Source organism: Paenibacillus sp. BAC0078 (assembly GCF_054483875.1).
Genome location: NZ_JBTLRW010000006.1, coordinates 53,376 through 69,168, shown reverse-complemented (window position 1 = coordinate 69,168; position 15,793 = coordinate 53,376). Strand labels below are relative to the sequence as shown.

Here is a 15,793-nt window from a genome sequence, read left to right as displayed (position 1 = left end):
CTATTGCCTCATCGTGACTGGCACATGAATACCCTGCAGAAGCTTCTGCAGCAGCGAATCCACACTGACGTTGTCCAGACGCGACTCCGGCCGCAGCAGAATGCGGTGCCCCAGGGCATAGGGTGTCAGAATCTTCACATCATCGGGCAGCACATAATCACGCTCCTGCAGGAACGCATACGCTTTACAGGCCATCATGAACGACAAGGACGCACGCGGACTTGCCCCGAGCAGCACCAGCGGATGCTCCCGGGTCTGGCGCACAACATCCAGCAAATAGTTCAGGACGGGATCGCTGATATAGACTGAGCGGATTTCCTCCTGAATGGAAGCAATCTGGTCCATGCCCGTTACCGGAGACAGCCTGTCCACCGGCTGGCCCTCCTGATGGCTCAGCAGCAGATTCTTCTCGGTTTCGCTATCCGGATAGCCAAGGCTGATCCGCAGCATGAAGCGGTCAAGCTGGGCTTCGGGCAGCGTATAGGTGCCCTCGAAATCAATCGGATTCTGCGTCGCGCAGAGCATAAACGGATGCGGAAGCGGATACGTCTCACCATCCACCGTTACATTCCGCTCCTCCATGACCTCCAGCAGCGCAGACTGCGTTTTGGTTGTGGCCCGGTTAATCTCATCGGCAAGCAGAATATTCGTCATGACCGGACCCGGGCGGAAATGAAACATTTCATCGCGCGGATGATAGACGGATACACCGGTAATATCGCTTGGGAGAATATCGGGATTACACTGAATCCGGCGGTATTCCCCGGACATGGATCTTGACAGCGCCCGTATCAGCTGGGTTTTGCCCGTCCCCGGCACATCCTCGATCAGGACATGGCCGCCGGCAAGGAGAGCGGTAAGGAGCAGCTCTATTTCAAATGTTTTACCTAGGATGCAGGATTCAAGATTATTGCGGACAGCGTTCATAATTTGCATGGATTCTTGACGTACGGGCATATAGGGTGAACCTCCTATGTCAGAATAAGCAGAATAATTATATTTTACATGATCAGGGACCCCAAAGTACATTATTATGGAAGTCAACTTCCTCTGAAACTATTAAAAAGCAAAAAAAGCCATAAATGGCTTTTCCCCCGATTCATTCGGACTTGTGGCACAATGTGCCTAAATGCTGCTCAACGATCTCTTCAAGCTGCTCCGGAGAGAGCCGGCCCGGCTGCATAAGCTGATGGTAAGCAAGTCCGTCTACCAAGGCATACAGCTTCTCCGCTTCCAGCTCCGCCTTCATTCCCGGTCTGGCCAGGCCGCTGTCGATCAGTGTCTGAACAACATCCCGTGAGGCCTTGTATAGCTTCTTTTGCATTTCACTTGATAGCTGCTGCAGCTCCGGATGGATTAACGCTTTGGCGTTAAAGGAAAACCAAACCTCCATTTCTTTGATTCTGTCCTCATTAACCGGCAAAAACTGCAATAAAGCGTTCTTCAAATCCTGAAGCAAAGGCCCCTCAAAGGTCAATTCCTGAACCCGCTGCTCTATACGCTCCACATACAGATTCATACAGAAGGCAAACAGCTCCACCTGCGAGCTGAAATAATGGCGCATGGAGCCGACAGACAGCCCGGTCTCCTTGGCGATATTGCGGACAGTGGCCTGTTCAAGACCGGATTCCTGAATGATCCGCAGTGCGGCTTCGGCGACGATAAGTCTCTGTTTATCATGATCTACGATTTTTGGCATGTTTCTATTATACCTGATTTTATTTTTTTAATACAACGTGCTATAATGATTTTTATAATACAATGTACTAAAAAAGGAGATTAGACAACAATGAATGCACCTAACCCAGAAGTGCCAAGAAAACAAGCTTCCCCCTTAAAAAGAAGGATTAAAAGAACACTGCTCACCCTGCTGGGCGCAATCGTCCTCATTCTCACTTCCGGCTTCTGCTATGAATGGATTGCCTCCAAGCAAGCCGCTCAGGATTATCCGCCGCCCGGTAAACTGGTGGATGTGGGCGGTTACCGGCTCCATATCAATCAGGCCGGTTACGGTTCGCCCACCATTATTCTTGAAGCGGGCAGCGGGGAGACAAGCCTGTCCTGGCGTGATATCCCGCAGGAGCTGGCCAAATTCGCCACGGTAGTCAGCTATGACCGGGCAGGTTATGCCTGGAGCGAGGCAGCCACTCGGGAAAGAACGGGAAGCAATATCGTGAAAGAGCTGCATGATGCACTTAATCATGAGGGAATAAAAGGCCCCTATCTGTTAGTAGGTCATTCCCTAGGCGGAATGTACGTCCGATTGTTCGCACAAACCTACCCCGATGAGGTGAGCGGACTTGTTCTGATTGATGCGAGGCCGGAAAATGATGAACGGGACACGAAGAAAATTCTGGAGCAGGAGCATTTCAGCGGCAATCCGCCCGCAGCTCTGCTGAGCCTGATGAAGAGCTCAGGCGCATTAAGGCTGTTCCGCAACCAGCTGCTGGAAGGGAGTGTGGCTAAGGAAGACCGGGAAGAGTTTATCAATGTCATTGCGAAACCAAGCTTCTTCAAGGCCAAGGAAGAGGAAGGGAAGCTCGCCTCATCGACGGAGGATGCCATCCGCGGTCAAAATTTAGGCGACCTTCCGGTAAAAATTATTGCCCGCGGAATGGCTCCAGACTATCCTGCTTCCGGTATCTCCTCTGAAAGCGGCAGGAAGATAGAGGCTATCTGGCAGGCCGGTCAAAGGGAGATGCTTAAGATTTCAAGCAACAGCGAGCTGATTGTCGCGGAGAAAAGCGGCCATTATATTATTCATGATGAGCCGGAACTGGTGATTAAGACCATCCGCACATTAGTACAGCCTTAATACAAGCAGCATCCGGCGCATCTGGAGTTTTCTCAGGTGCGCTTATTTTGTTTCCTCAGAGACAAGCTCGTTCAGACTAACAATCAAGCTTTCAAGCTGCTTGAAGCTCTCCACCATATGATGGGTCATATTGCGCTGCTCCTCCACACCTGCCAGAATCTCTTCCGTTGCGGCGCTGGATTGCTCGGTGACACTGGAGAATTCCGTAATTTCGGTAACGATCTTCTCGGAGAAATGCTTCATGCCCGATGAGCTTTGCTCCACATCCCCGGCCTGCGCCAGCACCTTGTGGGCATTGGACTGGATGGACTTGAACATTTTCTCAGTATTTTGCACGGATTCGGTGCCGATCTGAAGAATGTCACGGCTGTGTTCAAACTGCGCAATGATCTTTTCTGTCTCTTGCTGTAAGCTGGCCAGCACTTCGCTGATCGAGTCAGCCGTCTGCCCGGAGCTCTCGGCAAGCTTGCGGACCTCTCCCGCTACGACGGCAAACCCTCTGCCATGCTCTCCAGCGCGGGCCGCTTCAATAGAAGCATTCAATGCCAGCAGATTGGTCTGCCGCGAGATTTGTGTGATTCCCTCCAGCATCTCATGCATATCAAGACTGCGCTTAGAGAACTCCTGCATCTGCTGCGAGGTGCTGTCCATCACTTCCTGCAGCTCGGCAAATTGCACCGTCAGCATGGAGATGTTCCCGCTTCCCTCTTCGCTGGCCCCTGCCGTTTCCGCAGACAACTGTTTCATCTCCTGCGAATAGCCCGCCACGTCCCGGATGTGCTGATCCGATACCGAGATAGACTCCGTAATGTCCGAAATGCTGCTTGCCTGGTATTCGATGCCTTTGGATACCTCTTGGAAGCCGATGACTACTTCGCTTGTGATGGCTTCTACCATCTCTACTTCTTCTTTGAAATTGCCCGTAAAAGCATACAGGCCGTCCACTGCCGTTTTTACACGGCCCAAAAGATACTCAACCTGCTCGCCGGAAGCCTCCACCTTATCGCGCTGCTGCTCACTCTGAAGAAACAATTTACGGTTCAAGAAAGATACACCCAGCAATACGGCGCTGATCATAACAAATACGACCAGGAAATCTACATAGTCCAATAAGGTTGAAGCAGCACCGGTCCCCGAATGCCCCATTTGAAGCTGAATGAATATATTGATCGCATTCGCACCAGCCGCAATCGCAAAATACTCATAGCTCGGATAAAAGAGCAGCATCGAGCAGAGCAGGATCGCTACCGGAAGACTAACAGTCTCCAAGTTCAAATAGACCGACAATAATGTAAGAATGCCGGTGAACACCCACGGAATGACGCGGATTCCCTTTTTCTTCAGGTTAAGCACAGTCAAAACAACACTAAGAGGGACCGAAAACGCACTTGTCGTCCACAGCTCCGGTTCTTGAAATGCCAGTATTACGCCAATCGCGGTCACAACCCAGAAGACGCTGATAATAATCTTGTTTCTCATCCAAATAATCTCTGTCAGTCTTTGATTTTGCACTGTTGCACTTCCCCCGTCATAGTATATGAAACCTATTTTCTCACTTCTATATCGTCATTATTCGACAGGTTTTTAACAATAATTATGTTTATTTCTCCCATGAGCCTATTTATGCAGTAGAAACGGCTGCGCTGTCCTCTGAAAAAAGCCTATATTGCAAAAAAAGCCGCCTGCCGGCGGCCTTCTCAGGTAACAAAATAAGTTGTTGAATGTTCCTAGCCCTTGGGACGTACGACGAGTGCTGCCAGGAACGAGAACACAATAGCGGACGAAATCCCTGCACTGGTCACGTCAAAAATCCCAGTAACTACTCCAACCCAGCCGTCACGCTGCAGCTCGGTCAGCGCTCCGTGCACCAGGGAATTCCCGAAGCTCGTAATCGGGATGCTGGCGCCGGCGCCGGCAAATTTCACCAGCGGATCATACAGCCCGAAAGCGTCGGCAATTGCCCCCAGCACTACAAGCGTACTCATGGTATGGGCGGGTGTCAGCGCCAGCACATCAAACATCAGCTGGCCGATGACACATATGGCGCCCCCAACCAGAAAGGCCCATAAATAGATCATGCCCCATCACCTCCCATCTCCAGGGCCACAGCGTGAGCCACGCACGGAATGGTCTCCCCCTGCTGGTAAGATAAGGGTGACAGCAAGGCTCCGGTGGCGACAACCAGCACCCGGTTCAGCTCGCCCTTCTTCATACGCTTGAGGATATGCCCGTAAGTCACCGTCGCAGAACAGCCGCAGCCGCTCCCTCCGGCAATTACGTATTTCTGCTTGTTAAGATCATAGATCAGCAGGCCGCAGTCATGGAACGTCGTCTGCTCCATCGGAATGCCTTCCTTGGCTAACAATTCCTTGGCAATCGGCAGGCCCACAGAAGCAAGGTCTCCGGTTACTATTAAATCGTAATATCCGGGGGATAAGCCCGTATCGCGGAAATGTGCGGTTATGGTATCCGCAGCCGCCGGGGCCATTGCAGCCCCCATGTTAAAAGGGTCCTTGAGCCCCAGGTCCATAATCCGGCCCATTGTCGCCATGATAACATGCGGCCCCTTTGAGGAGCCGTCATTACGGCCAACGACGGCGCATCCCGAGCCGGTCACGGTATATTGGGCGGTTGGAGGCTTCTGGGAGCCATATTCGGTTGGATACCGAAACTGCTTCTCTACCGTACAGTTATGGCTGGACGTTCCCGCAAGCACATATTTGCTGCCGCCGGAATCCACGATCATCGAAGCGATGGCGAGGCTTTCCATCGAAGTGGAGCAGGCCCCGAATACCCCTAGATAAGGCACACCCAATTGTCTGGCGGCAAAGGAGCTGCTGATAATCTGGTTCATCAAATCACCGCCGACGAAGAACTCCAGATTCTCCTCCTCCACCGCCGCATTGATCAGCGCCAGCTTCGCGGCCTTTTCGAAAAGAGCGCGCTCAGCCTTCTCCCACGTCTTCTCATCCATTTTCAATGTATCGTAAATAAAATCAAAATCAGATGTCAGGGGACCTTCCCCCTCCTCCGGTCCTACAACCGCAGATGATCCGAGGATAACAGGGCGGGTAGTGAACTCCCAGGTCTGGCTGCCAAGCTGCTTCATAATTTAATGCGCACCTCCCCAGCCCATGATGGCAGACACAACGCCAACGACAAAAGCAGCAACCACCCCAAACACAATAACTGAGCCGGCCAGCTTGAACATATTCCCGCCGACTCCGAGCACCAGACCTTCCGCGCGGTGTTCGAGCGCTGCGGAGCACATGCTGTTGGCAAAGCCCGTAACGGGAACCGCAGTGCCTGCACCGCACCATTGAGCGATTTTGTCGTATACGCCAAAGCTGGTCAGGATCACGGAAATCAGGATCATCACCGCAACCGTCGGGCTTGCAGCTTGTTTGGAGGTCATATTAAATATCGCCATAAAGGCCTCCTGAACACCTTGTCCGATCACACAGATCAGACCGCCCGACAGAAAAGCCCGGACACAGTTCTTGAATACAGGACGGGAAGGGACGTAAGGCTTGGACAAATCTTCATAATCCTTCGGGGTCAAGGTGTCAAGCCGCAGCTTGACACCCGACTTTTTAGTTTTTGACGGCAAACAAGAACACCTCCTGAGCAGGATGGGAAAGGGCCTCAACCCTATGCTTCAGCACAGATTGTTTCCCTTTCGGAGTTACTTTGTTAAAAGTTATCCTTATTGTTTGCCGTATGCCGCCGCGTTATGTCTTCCCCAGCTCAGGAAAAATACAGCAGTACAAAGATCAGCAGCATGAACAGAACGATAATAAGCACAGCTTCCTGCTCCCGGCTGTACCGGCGGCGGTATCTCTGCATTCTGCGGACATGCACACTTCTGGAGAAGCCGTGTATTCCCGTCTTGGGCATGCTTCCTGCTCCCCTCATTCGCTTCGCTTCCTTTCCAGGGCCCCTGCCTGCAGGGCCACTATTGCATAGTATTCGCAGAGGTAGTGCCCAGTGTTCATTTTGCCCCGGAATCATGGACAAGTAGGGCGACAATGTTCATACTAGTTGTTAGTAAAGGAGAGATATGTAAATGAATCCAGAAACACTCGACCTGTTCAAAACATTGACTGAATTTCCCGCAGCCCCTGGCTTCGAGCGCGAATTGCGTGGATACTTCAAGGATGCCTTGGCCCCATACACCGATGAATTCGTACAAGACCGCCTTGGCAGCCTGTTCGGCGTGCTGCGTGGTGAGGAGAATGGCCCCAAGATCATGGTAGCCGGACATTTTGATGAAGTAGGGTTCATGGTTACCGGCATTACCGATACCGGCATGATCCGCTTTCAGCCGCTGGGCGGCTGGCTTGGAGCGGCGGTTGCCTCGCAACGGCTGCAGATCATCACGCCAAAGGGAACGCTCACCGGCGTTGTCGGCAGCACACCCATCCATCTGATGAGCGACGATGAGCGGAAGCAGCCAAGCGACATCCGCAAAATGTACATTGACATCGGTGCGGACAGCCGTGAAGAGGCCCAGAGCTTCGGAGTAGCTCCGGGGCAGCAGATTGTGCCGATCTGCCCGTTCACCCCGCTGGCCAATCCGAAGAAGATTATGGCCAAAGCCTGGGACAACCGCTACGGCGTTGGACTCGCGATTGAGCTGGTCAAGGCGCTGCACGGTAAAAAATTGCCGAACACCGTCTTCGCCGGTGCTACCGTACAGGAAGAAGTAGGAACACGCGGCGCGAAGACATCGGCAAATCTGCTGCAGCCGGATATTTTCTTCGGCCTTGATGCCAGTGCCGCTGCCGACATGACCGGTGACCGCCAGGCCTTCGGCCAGCTCGGCCAGGGTGCTCTGCTGCGCATCTTCGACCCGACGATGATCACTCACCGGGGACTGATCGAATATGTGCAAGATACGGCGGAGACCCACAAGATCAAATATCAGTATTTTGTCTCCCAGGGCGGGACGGATGCCGCAGCGGTGCATGTCAGCGGAATCGGCGTGCCGTCCGCAGTGATCGGCATCTGCTCGCGCTACATTCATACAGCCACCTCCATCATCCACAGCGATGATTATGCTGCTGCCAAGGAGCTGCTGATCAAGCTGGTGGAAGGGCTGGACCGCACCACACTGCAGACGATACTGGAGAATAGCTAGTACAAAGCTGTAGCTTAGGACGGAGTCTTTGTGGTTCAGGGCGAGAGGACAGTTACGACTAGACCCAATATGAAAATCTAAAAACGGGCGGATCAGGAATATAATTCCCGGTCCACCCGTTTTTTATTGTATTTGAAGCTCCGGGCATGCCATCAGTTCCGCGAACGGATCTCCTGGCGCATAAACAGATAATAGGACAAGCCGAAGCAGAGAACCGTCGCGGCAAGGAGGCCGGTAAGCTCCGGCCATACGAGCAGCACACTCTGCCCGAGCGAGAGCGGGCTTGAAATTGCCCCCACTAGCTGATCCATCGTCAGCGGACCGAGAGCGCGGACACCCGGCGACAGCAGAGTGGTAATCGTCTCCGAGAACAGCTCGGTCGGCGACAGCCGGTTAAGGGCCAGAATGAAATGGGCATGGCGGAGCTGCTCGCTGACCGTAGCCATCTCGGAGACTGCCGTGGCGCTGTCGATCAGATTAATGATCATGCTATAGAACAGGGTCAGGAACAGCCAGACGGCGATTCCCGACAAAGCGGAGGTGGCCGCCTGGCGGAACCGGATGGAGAACAAAATCGAAAGGTTGAGCCAGAAGCCGATATAGACAATGGCGATGATCAGGAAGAACAAAATACGCCAGAATTCCTCGGGAGTCGGCGGATAGCCGATGGTCAGGAGGCCAAGCCCCGTAACGAGCAGGCCCAAAGAAAAGACCACGACGGCAATCAGCAGAAGCGAAGCGGTGAATTTGGCTTTGAGAAAGTCATCCCGGTAAATGGGCTGTGACAGCAGCCGCCCAAGAGTGCCTTTGTTCCGCTCTGAATTCACCGCATCGAAGCCCAGCGAAATACCGATCAGCGGACCCAGCCAGGATAAAAATGTAGTGAAGGTCGGAATGGACAGTGTGCTGCTGGACAAGGTGAACATTTTCAGGAATAAAAAGGCCGTGCTGCCCTGCTCCTGCTGTCCTCCGCTCTTGATGGAGCTGATGGAGGAGTAAATGGAGCCGATACAGGCCAGCACGATAATGCCGATCAGGATCGAGAAACGCCAGCTGCGGATATGATCCCCAAGCTCCTTTTGCACCATAACCCAGAATGCGGAGCCGCTGCTGCTGTCCCGCTTGCTCCGGGCAGCGGATGGCGCTTCGCCGCCGCCCTGAAGAAATGCGCGCAGTCTGGTCCAGCCCGTCCGCAGCGGAGCGGCGGCGTTTTGCGCTTTTACGGTCATGCTCCTTCCTCCTTCTTCTCGAAGTAGCGGTGGTAGATTTCATCCAGCCCGAATTCTTTGCGGGAAATATAATGCAGCTCCGCACCGCTCTGCACCGCCTCAAAGGCAATGGCAGAGGTCAGGTTCCGGTCGCAGGTCAAGGTGGCAAGCACGCTGCCCGCCGGCGCGTTCTCCTTGCTCCAATTCTCCGTTTCCAGCCGCAGCACGCCTTCAATGTCTTGAAGACGGCCCGCCAGCTCATCGCTCCAGGGCTGCACAGCCAGCTCCACCTCGAACCGCAGCTCCTGATTCAGTTCCCTGGACAGGGTGGCGATATCTCCGCATGCAATCAGTCTGCCTTGAACAAACAGCCCCACCCGGTCGCAGATTTGCTGCACCTGCTGCAGCTGATGGGAGGATAGCAGGACGGTAATCCCCTCGTTGCGGCTCAGATCGGATATTAGAACCAGCAGCTCCCGGACCCCTTCCGGGTCAATGCCCAAGGTCGGCTCATCCAGAATGATGACCTCGGGGTTCTTAATCAGCACATCGGCCAGACCCAGCCGCTGGCGCATTCCCCGGGAATAGGTGCCCACCTTGGCACGGGCGCTTCCGGCCAGACCTACCTTTTCCAGCAGCCTCTTTGCACTTTGTGCCGCCTCATCTGCAGCAATCCCGTTGAGCCGGGCCGTATAGACCAGATTGTCCAGTCCCGTGCGGTCCTCATAGAATCCGATATCATCCGGCATATAGCCCACCCGGCGTTTGACCTGCAGCGCCGACCGCGCCGGATCGTAGCCGCAAATGCGCGCGCTGCCCGAAGTCGGCTCTGTCAGCCCCAGCATCATCAGAATGGTGGTGGTTTTGCCCGCCCCGTTCGGCCCGAGCAGCCCGAAGACCTCTCCCTTGCGGATCGCAAGACTTAAGCCGTCCACTGCCGTAAATGTTCCATACTGCTTCGTCAGACCGCTGAGTTCAATTACCGGTTCGATGTTCGTATCCATAATAGGCTTCACCGTCTTCCGAATTTGCGGAACAGGTAGTAGATGCCGCCAATGACGGCGGCAATGATCAGCACGCCGATCCAGCCCCAGAAGACGGAGCTTTTCACCGTAACCCGCAGATCGGCTGTCGCTGATTTGGCTGCAGACCCTGCACTGAGGCTGACTACATAGTCCCCCGGCAGTGAATTTCCGCTGGATTTGATGACTGCCTGGGTTGTTGCCGTCGCCCCAGGTTCAATCTTGCGGATGGAAGAGGGGTCGAAGGATACCTCCCAGCCTGTCGGCGTACCCTGTGAGGTAAGCGATACATCCTCAAGCGGCGCGCTGCCTGTATTCGTAACCACCAGATTAATCCGCCGTTCCCCGCCCGCCTTGATATCCGTACTCAGCAGATTGTCGGAGGTGCTGAGCTGAATTCCGTAGGTTCCGGTAACTACCGCTTCGAGCTCAGCTTTTGTGCTGGTCGAGCCGCTTGTGGCCGTAACCGGAATTTTATAGGTTCCCGCTTTTACCTGCTCCGGCGGTTTGGCTTCGATGCTGATATTTTTCTCCGCTCCCGCATCAAGCTCCACAGAGGTGACGCTGTTGCCGTCCGCCTTGATCCGTACATCCCAGCCGTCGGCGGCCTGTGCGGCAAGCGCGTAGGACTGCTTTTGGGCTGTATGATTTCGCAGAACCGCGCTATACGTAAAGGTAGTATCAGAATGGCCCTCCATATTGGCCTGATCTACAGCCAGCTCTGTCTTGAAGGTCCCCTGCTCGGATACGTTAACCTTGAGCTGCAAGGAATCCTGTCCGGGTGCTGTTACGGCAAAAGTATAGCTTCCCTTATTGATTTCCAAAGGAACCTGAAGCTGCAGTGTGACACTTTGCGTATCCCCGCCTTTAACGGCGAGCTGCTGCACCTGGCGTCCTCCGGCCGTCAGCTCATACTTCCAGAAGTTCCCGCCTGCATCAAAGGAAAGTCCCACCTTAGCCGTTGACGAACCATGATTGATCACATCCACCGGATAGGACACAGACTCTCCCGGCGCCGCGGACAATTCAACATAAGGGGTGTACAGCTCCACCGCTCCCGCCGCCGCTGCCTTCGGCAGACCTGTATTCGAACTCCAGACCAGGCCGGACAGCAGCAGGATCAGCAGTGCCGCCAGCGGTTTACCGCATCTTTTCAGCATAAATCATTCCTCCTTCGGTATTGATCCGTAAAGGATACGAACGAAATCAGACGTTGGATTTACCTTGCGAAATAAATTTTTCCGGGGGTTTAAAAAGAATAATTTTAGTGGTACAAAGAAGACAGTGAACATAGGAAACGGACCGAGGAAGTTGTAAGGGAGGAAGAACAGCGATGGACCCTCATAACGAGGCGATGGCCGAAGCGCTGGTGCAAATGTGTGAAGGCTCTACAGCCGCGTTTGATGAATTTTATGGCTGCTATGCGCCTTTCGTCATGCAGATCGCCTATCGGCAGACACAGGACTTAATGGAGGCGGAGGATATTTGCCAGGATATCTTTTTGGAGGTGCTGCGCAAGGGCAGAGCCTATGATCCTTCACGCGGCACGATCAAGGCCTGGCTTGCGGTAATGACCCGCAGCCGCTGCATCGACAGGCTGCGGCGCAAGGCGCGGATAGAACCTCTGGCCGATCCCGATGCCCTGCGCCGGGACGAGAGCGGTCCGCCGCAGGAGGACCCGGTTGTGCGCAGACTGCAAAGCGAGGCGCTGGGAAGCGCAATGCAGCGTCTTCCCGACAACCAGAAGAAAGCCATTCTCGGCTCCTATTATGCCGCACATACGCATCAGGAGCTGGCGGACTCCTGGAGCGTTCCGCTCGGCACAGTCAAATCATGGATCAAATACGGCGTCGCCAATATGCGCAAGCAGTTCATCAAGCAGGGCTGGATGGAGCAGCCGGAAGGAGACACACGCAATGAACCGTTACAGAAACGAAAATCCTGAATTTCACTTCAACGGCGGCAGCTCCCGTGTACCCTCCCGCCATTTCAGCGAAGAGGAATGGATTGATTGGATCGGAAATGCCATTCAGGGCAGCAAACGGGAGGACATGCGCCAGCATCTGGCAGAGTGCTCCGCATGCCGTGGAATATATGATATCTGGGTGCCGCTGCTCACGGCACCATTTCCTGCCGCAGCGGAGGAGCCAGCGGTACATTTCGAAGCTGCCGAAGGAAACGGGGACACCGGCGCAGACTATAGCGGAGCAGCAGCCGTTCAGAATGCACCGGCTCCCTCCCTCTTTCCGCCGGACGCTGTGCGGCGGAAATTAAGACGCCGCGTCCGCCGGACGGGATGGCGGCGCAGACTTGCGGAACTGCGCCCCGCTTACCGGCGCGGCGCAGCAGCCGCTGCTCTCTGCGGCGCGGCCGTGCTGCTGCTGCTCGGCCTGTACGGAACGGAGCAGCACGGAAGCTCCGAACAGAACCGCTATATAAGCAGCTATGAGCCTCAGGCGATGGCGGTGCTCAGCAGGCCGGAGACAGTGGCCTATCCGCTGGACCGGAGCCAAACAGATCAGTTCTCCGGCAATGTATGGTACAACGGCAGCTCCCAGGAGTTGTTTGTGCTAATCGAGAATGTTGCGCTGGGCGACAATCGCTCGATTCAGGCCTGGGCAGTGAAGGGCGGCAGCAGGAATACGCTGGGGCTGGTGCAGATTGAGGACACGAAGGGCCATCTGTACGTAAAGGGCGGCCACCTCGGGGAAGCGGACAACATTGCCCTGACCGTGGAACCAATGGGCGGCAGTCCCAGCCCAACCTCCCCGGACGCGGTCTGGGTTCACCTTGGCAAAAGGTAGCCTGGACTGGCCCGCTATACACAAAGGGACCTCAGCCTCAAACCGAGGTGAAGTCCCTGCTTCTTTTTAAATATGAATGCCGTTGTTCTTAATCGTATCCTGATACCAATAAAAGCTGATCTTCTTCGTTCTTGCCAGCGTAGTATAATCCACATGAATCAGGCCGAAACGCATGGTGTAGCCAAAAGCCCATTCGAAATTATCCATCAACGACCAGGAATAATAGCCCTTGACCGGAATGCCCGAAGCGATGCAGCGCTCCAGTTGGATCAGATGCTTATGGATATAATCAATCCGCCTCTGGTCTGCCACCACACCATCCACCGGCCCGTCATTATAGCAAGCGCCATTCTCCGTAATATAAATCGGGATATCTCCGTACAATTCATGAATGCGGCTGAGAACAGTGTAAAAGCCCTGCGGGTAGATCGGCCAGCCAATGTCCGTGTGCTCGTACCCCACATCCACTGTGCTGAGCTGCATCAATCCGGCTTCGCTATCATGGCGGGCCACAGTCCCGTTATAATAGTTGATGCCCAGAATATCAATCGGCTCGCTGATCAGCTCCATGTCGCCTTCCTCTATATGCAGCTTCGCTCCGGCGGCCTCGAACCAGTCCACCAGGAAGGACGGGTACTCGCCTTTGAATACCGGGTCCATGAACCATTCCAGGAACCAGCCGGTCTGCCGTCTGCAGGCTTCGATATCCTCCTGGCGGGTGCTGTAGGGCTCCATCCAGGTAACATTTGGCGCATAGCCGATTACGCCCTCAAACCCCAGCTCCCTGAATTTTCTGACCGCTCTGCCGTGAGCCAACATCAGGTGATGAGCTACGTCGAGAGCAGTCTGCAGATCTGTTTTACCCGGGGCATGCTCGCCGTAGTAGTAGGAGAGAAATGACGCGCACCAAGGCTCATTTATCGTGTACCACTGTTTGATTTTGCCATGAAAGGCTCTGAATACCGTCTCACAATATCCTTCAAAAGCGTCAATGGTGCTGCGGTTGCTCCAGCCTCCCTGATCCTCCAGCGCCTGCGGCAAATCCCAATGGTAGAGCGTGCAGACAGGCTCAATGCCGTTCTCCAGCAGCATATTAATAAAATCCTCATAATACGCCAGACCCTTCGGGTTCACCTCGCCGGTGCCCTGCGGAAAAATACGCGGCCAGGCAATGGAGAACCGGTATGCCTTGATGCCAAGCTCTTTCATCAGCACAATGTCTTCAGGGTAGCGGTGATAGCTGTCGCAAGCGGTATCGCCATTGTCGGCGTTTACAACCTTGCCCGGAATGCGGGAAAAGGTATCCCAAATCGACAGCCCGCGTCCGTCCTCCTGGTAAGCACCTTCGATTTGATAGGCGGCTGTGGCGGCCCCCCAGGTGAAATCCTGCGGAAATTGAATCTTAGTCATAAAACAATAAAACCTCCTGTTATTCTTGTTAGCATGAATCAGAGTGCTTCCACTGCTCCTGGAAACCTCAAATATGTTATGTAACACTTACTATATTATAAATTGCAAGCAGGGTCTTGAACACTTATTTTGTTATCCTATATTTAGTTTTTATAACAAACCAAAACTAACATTGTAAACATGGCCAACAACGGCAGAAATGCCGTTGTTTACTCACTTCCCGGCCATAGCACGCCTAACAACGGCAAAAATGCCGTTGTTTACTCACTTCCCGGCCATAGCACGCCCAACAACGGCAGATATGCCGTTGTCTATGCACTTTCCGGCCTCGGCACTCCCAACAACGGCAGAAATGCCGTTGTTTATGCACTTTCCGGCCGTGGCACGCCCAACAACGGCAGAAATGCCGTTGTTTACGGCATTTCTGGCCGCGCCGGACCAAAATAAAGGGCCGCCCCCACGACGGGACAGCCCCTTCTAACCAAACCAACCTCAAAGCATATCCAGCGGCACCTTCCAGGCCGGCTGCGGAAAAGCGTCATCGAGCTTCCAGCATTCCTCGTTGCTAAGCCGGATCTTCGCGGCGGCCGCGTTCTCGGCGACATGCTGGCGGGTGGAGGCTTTGGGAATGGCGATCATATTGCCTTCACGGATACTCCAGGCCAGCATGACCTGCAGCGGAGTAACTCCATGATCCCGGGCAATCTCCTGTACCGCTTCATTCTCGGCAAGTCCTTTACGGAGCGTGCCCGCCTGTGCCAGCGGGGAATAGGCCATAACAGGAATGTTGTGGCTGCGCTGCCATGGGAGCAGCTCATGCTCAATGCCTCTTGAGCCCAGGTGATAGAGAACCTGATTCGTAGTACAACGGTCACCGCCAGGGATGCGCATCAGCTCCCGCATATCCTCCGTATCCAGATTGGATACGCCCCAGCGGGCGATTTTACCGGAGGCTACCAGTTGCTCCATGCCTTCTACTGTCTCTTCAAGGGGAACGTTCCCCCGCCAGTGCAGCAGGTAGAGATCCAGGTGATCCGTACCCAGCCGCTTCAGGCTTGCTTCACAGCTGCGGGCGAGCCGTTCTTTTCCCGCATTATGCGGATATACCTTGGAGACCAGGAACACGTCGTCGCGGATTCCCCGGATGGCTTCACCAACCAGCTCCTCGGAGCGCCCTTCTCCATACATTTCGGCGGTATCAATCAGTTGCAATCCTAATTCCACACCCAATCTTAGCGCGGCAATTTCTTCGGTCCGGCTGGCAGCGCTGTCACCCATATTCCAGGTGCCCTGCCCGAGTCTCGGCACAGAGGTTCCATCCGGCAAGCGGGTAGCATCAGATATATTGGCATTCATTGGCGAAAGTCTCCTTCTACTGGATTGGGTAACTTAAT

At 54.3% G+C, this 15,793-nt stretch carries 17 protein-coding genes; 5 read left to right on the top strand and 12 right to left on the bottom strand.

The features are described from left to right. Both ACX1DY_RS13380 and ACX1DY_RS13375 read right to left on the bottom strand, forming a co-directional pair. A complete protein-coding gene (locus tag ACX1DY_RS13380) occupies window positions 1-957 on the bottom strand; it encodes an AAA family ATPase (RefSeq protein ID WP_458964694.1) in 957 nt (318 codons plus the stop codon). 142 nt (window positions 958-1,099) lie between these two features. After that, window positions 1,100-1,699: a TetR/AcrR family transcriptional regulator gene (locus ACX1DY_RS13375; protein ID WP_458964693.1), complete on the bottom strand. Its 600-nt coding sequence runs from the start codon at window positions 1,697-1,699 to the stop codon at window positions 1,100-1,102. Between the two features lie 90 nt (window positions 1,700-1,789). Between ACX1DY_RS13375 and ACX1DY_RS13370 the strand changes: the two genes are divergently transcribed. Next, window positions 1,790-2,815: an alpha/beta fold hydrolase gene (locus ACX1DY_RS13370; RefSeq protein ID WP_458964692.1), complete on the top strand. Its 1,026-nt coding sequence runs from the start codon at window positions 1,790-1,792 to the stop codon at window positions 2,813-2,815. A gap of 42 nt (window positions 2,816-2,857) precedes the next feature. Here the strand turns inward: ACX1DY_RS13370 and ACX1DY_RS13365 are convergent, their stop codons facing one another. The 5 genes from ACX1DY_RS13365 to ACX1DY_RS13345 form a co-directional block, all read right to left on the bottom strand. After that, entirely contained in the window at window positions 2,858-4,327 is a 1,470-nt protein-coding gene (locus ACX1DY_RS13365; RefSeq protein ID WP_458964691.1) for a methyl-accepting chemotaxis protein, read from the bottom strand. Window positions 4,328-4,542: 215 nt separating this feature from the next. After that, entirely contained in the window at window positions 4,543-4,893 is a 351-nt protein-coding gene (spoVAE, locus tag ACX1DY_RS13360; protein WP_458964690.1) for a stage V sporulation protein AE, read from the bottom strand. Beyond that, window positions 4,890-5,924 carry a stage V sporulation protein AD gene (gene spoVAD / locus ACX1DY_RS13355; protein WP_458964689.1) on the bottom strand — a complete coding sequence of 345 codons (1,035 nt, stop codon included), beginning with the start codon at window positions 5,922-5,924 and terminating at the stop codon, window positions 4,890-4,892. Before spoVAD ends, spoVAE begins: the two co-directional genes overlap by 4 nt. 3 nt (window positions 5,925-5,927) lie before the next feature. After that, window positions 5,928-6,377 carry a stage V sporulation protein AC gene (gene spoVAC / locus ACX1DY_RS13350; RefSeq protein WP_442950119.1) on the bottom strand — a complete coding sequence of 150 codons (450 nt, stop codon included), beginning with the start codon at window positions 6,375-6,377 and terminating at the stop codon, window positions 5,928-5,930. A 185-nt stretch (window positions 6,378-6,562) separates the two neighbouring features. Next, window positions 6,563-6,712 (bottom strand): hypothetical protein, encoded by a 150-nt coding sequence (locus tag ACX1DY_RS13345; protein ID WP_458964688.1) that lies wholly within the window; start codon window positions 6,710-6,712, stop codon window positions 6,563-6,565. Window positions 6,713-6,881: 169 nt separating this feature from the next. Here ACX1DY_RS13345 and ACX1DY_RS13340 point away from each other — a divergent pair, with 169 nt between their 5' ends. Then, window positions 6,882-7,955 carry a M42 family metallopeptidase gene (locus tag ACX1DY_RS13340; protein WP_458964687.1) on the top strand — a complete coding sequence of 358 codons (1,074 nt, stop codon included), beginning with the start codon at window positions 6,882-6,884 and terminating at the stop codon, window positions 7,953-7,955. 152 nt (window positions 7,956-8,107) lie between these two features. On the opposite strand, the gene ACX1DY_RS13335 is transcribed toward ACX1DY_RS13340, so the two are convergent. Genes ACX1DY_RS13335 through ACX1DY_RS13325 form a run of 3 tightly spaced genes read right to left on the bottom strand, consistent with a single transcriptional unit; the run spans window position 8,108 to window position 11,345 of the window. Further along, window positions 8,108-9,184 (bottom strand): ABC transporter permease, encoded by a 1,077-nt coding sequence (locus ACX1DY_RS13335; RefSeq protein WP_458964686.1) that lies wholly within the window; start codon window positions 9,182-9,184, stop codon window positions 8,108-8,110. Next, on the bottom strand, window positions 9,181-10,167 hold the full coding sequence (locus ACX1DY_RS13330) for an ABC transporter ATP-binding protein (protein WP_458964685.1): 987 nt from the start codon (window positions 10,165-10,167) through the stop codon (window positions 9,181-9,183). Before ACX1DY_RS13330 ends, ACX1DY_RS13335 begins: the two co-directional genes overlap by 4 nt. Window positions 10,168-10,175: 8 nt before the next feature. Next, a complete protein-coding gene (locus ACX1DY_RS13325) occupies window positions 10,176-11,345 on the bottom strand; it encodes a COG1470 family protein (protein ID WP_458964684.1) in 1,170 nt (389 codons plus the stop codon). Window positions 11,346-11,518: 173 nt separating this feature from the next. Here ACX1DY_RS13325 and ACX1DY_RS13320 point away from each other — a divergent pair, with 173 nt between their 5' ends. Continuing rightward, the gene (locus tag ACX1DY_RS13320; RefSeq protein ID WP_458964683.1) at window positions 11,519-12,130 is read left to right on the top strand and encodes an RNA polymerase sigma factor; all 612 of its coding nucleotides are present in this window, start codon (window positions 11,519-11,521) and stop codon (window positions 12,128-12,130) included. Next, complete coding sequence (locus tag ACX1DY_RS13315) at window positions 12,102-12,989, top strand: anti-sigma factor (RefSeq protein ID WP_458964682.1); 888 nt, start codon at window positions 12,102-12,104, stop codon at window positions 12,987-12,989. Before ACX1DY_RS13320 ends, ACX1DY_RS13315 begins: the two co-directional genes overlap by 29 nt. Before the next feature lie 66 nt (window positions 12,990-13,055). Here ACX1DY_RS13315 and ACX1DY_RS13310 read toward each other — a convergent pair whose 3' ends face one another. After that, window positions 13,056-14,399: a GH1 family beta-glucosidase gene (locus tag ACX1DY_RS13310; protein ID WP_458964681.1), complete on the bottom strand. Its 1,344-nt coding sequence runs from the start codon at window positions 14,397-14,399 to the stop codon at window positions 13,056-13,058. A gap of 180 nt (window positions 14,400-14,579) precedes the next feature. Here ACX1DY_RS13310 and ACX1DY_RS13305 point away from each other — a divergent pair, with 180 nt between their 5' ends. Beyond that, window positions 14,580-14,846: a hypothetical protein gene (locus tag ACX1DY_RS13305; RefSeq protein WP_458964680.1), complete on the top strand. Its 267-nt coding sequence runs from the start codon at window positions 14,580-14,582 to the stop codon at window positions 14,844-14,846. A gap of 45 nt (window positions 14,847-14,891) precedes the next feature. On the opposite strand, the gene ACX1DY_RS13300 is transcribed toward ACX1DY_RS13305, so the two are convergent. Next, entirely contained in the window at window positions 14,892-15,755 is an 864-nt protein-coding gene (locus ACX1DY_RS13300; protein ID WP_458964679.1) for an aldo/keto reductase, read from the bottom strand. Window positions 15,756-15,793: the final 38 nt, after the last annotated feature.

Excerpts from the sequence above, each read along its gene's own strand:
- ACX1DY_RS13325 (WP_458964684.1), bottom strand. The coding sequence starts at position 11,345 with ATGCTGAAAAGATGCGGTAAACCGCTGGCGGCACTGCTGATCCTGCTG.
- ACX1DY_RS13330 (WP_458964685.1), bottom strand. The coding sequence starts at position 10,167 with ATGGATACGAACATCGAACCGGTAATTGAACTCAGCGGTCTGACGAAG.
- ACX1DY_RS13335 (WP_458964686.1), bottom strand. The coding sequence starts at position 9,184 with ATGACCGTAAAAGCGCAAAACGCCGCCGCTCCGCTGCGGACGGGCTGG.
- ACX1DY_RS13320 (WP_458964683.1), top strand. The coding sequence starts at position 11,519 with ATGGACCCTCATAACGAGGCGATGGCCGAAGCGCTGGTGCAAATGTGT.
- spoVAD (WP_458964689.1), bottom strand. The coding sequence starts at position 5,924 with ATGAAGCAGCTTGGCAGCCAGACCTGGGAGTTCACTACCCGCCCTGTT.
- ACX1DY_RS13315 (WP_458964682.1), top strand. The coding sequence starts at position 12,102 with ATGAACCGTTACAGAAACGAAAATCCTGAATTTCACTTCAACGGCGGC.
- ACX1DY_RS13345 (WP_458964688.1), bottom strand. The coding sequence starts at position 6,712 with ATGCCCAAGACGGGAATACACGGCTTCTCCAGAAGTGTGCATGTCCGC.
- ACX1DY_RS13310 (WP_458964681.1), bottom strand. The coding sequence starts at position 14,399 with ATGACTAAGATTCAATTTCCGCAGGATTTCACCTGGGGGGCCGCCACA.
- ACX1DY_RS13370 (WP_458964692.1), top strand. The coding sequence starts at position 1,790 with ATGAATGCACCTAACCCAGAAGTGCCAAGAAAACAAGCTTCCCCCTTA.
- spoVAE (WP_458964690.1), bottom strand. The coding sequence starts at position 4,893 with ATGATCTATTTATGGGCCTTTCTGGTTGGGGGCGCCATATGTGTCATC.
- ACX1DY_RS13300 (WP_458964679.1), bottom strand. The coding sequence starts at position 15,755 with ATGAATGCCAATATATCTGATGCTACCCGCTTGCCGGATGGAACCTCT.
- ACX1DY_RS13340 (WP_458964687.1), top strand. The coding sequence starts at position 6,882 with ATGAATCCAGAAACACTCGACCTGTTCAAAACATTGACTGAATTTCCC.
- ACX1DY_RS13375 (WP_458964693.1), bottom strand. The coding sequence starts at position 1,699 with ATGCCAAAAATCGTAGATCATGATAAACAGAGACTTATCGTCGCCGAA.
- ACX1DY_RS13305 (WP_458964680.1), top strand. The coding sequence starts at position 14,580 with ATGGCCAACAACGGCAGAAATGCCGTTGTTTACTCACTTCCCGGCCAT.
- ACX1DY_RS13380 (WP_458964694.1), bottom strand. The coding sequence starts at position 957 with ATGCCCGTACGTCAAGAATCCATGCAAATTATGAACGCTGTCCGCAAT.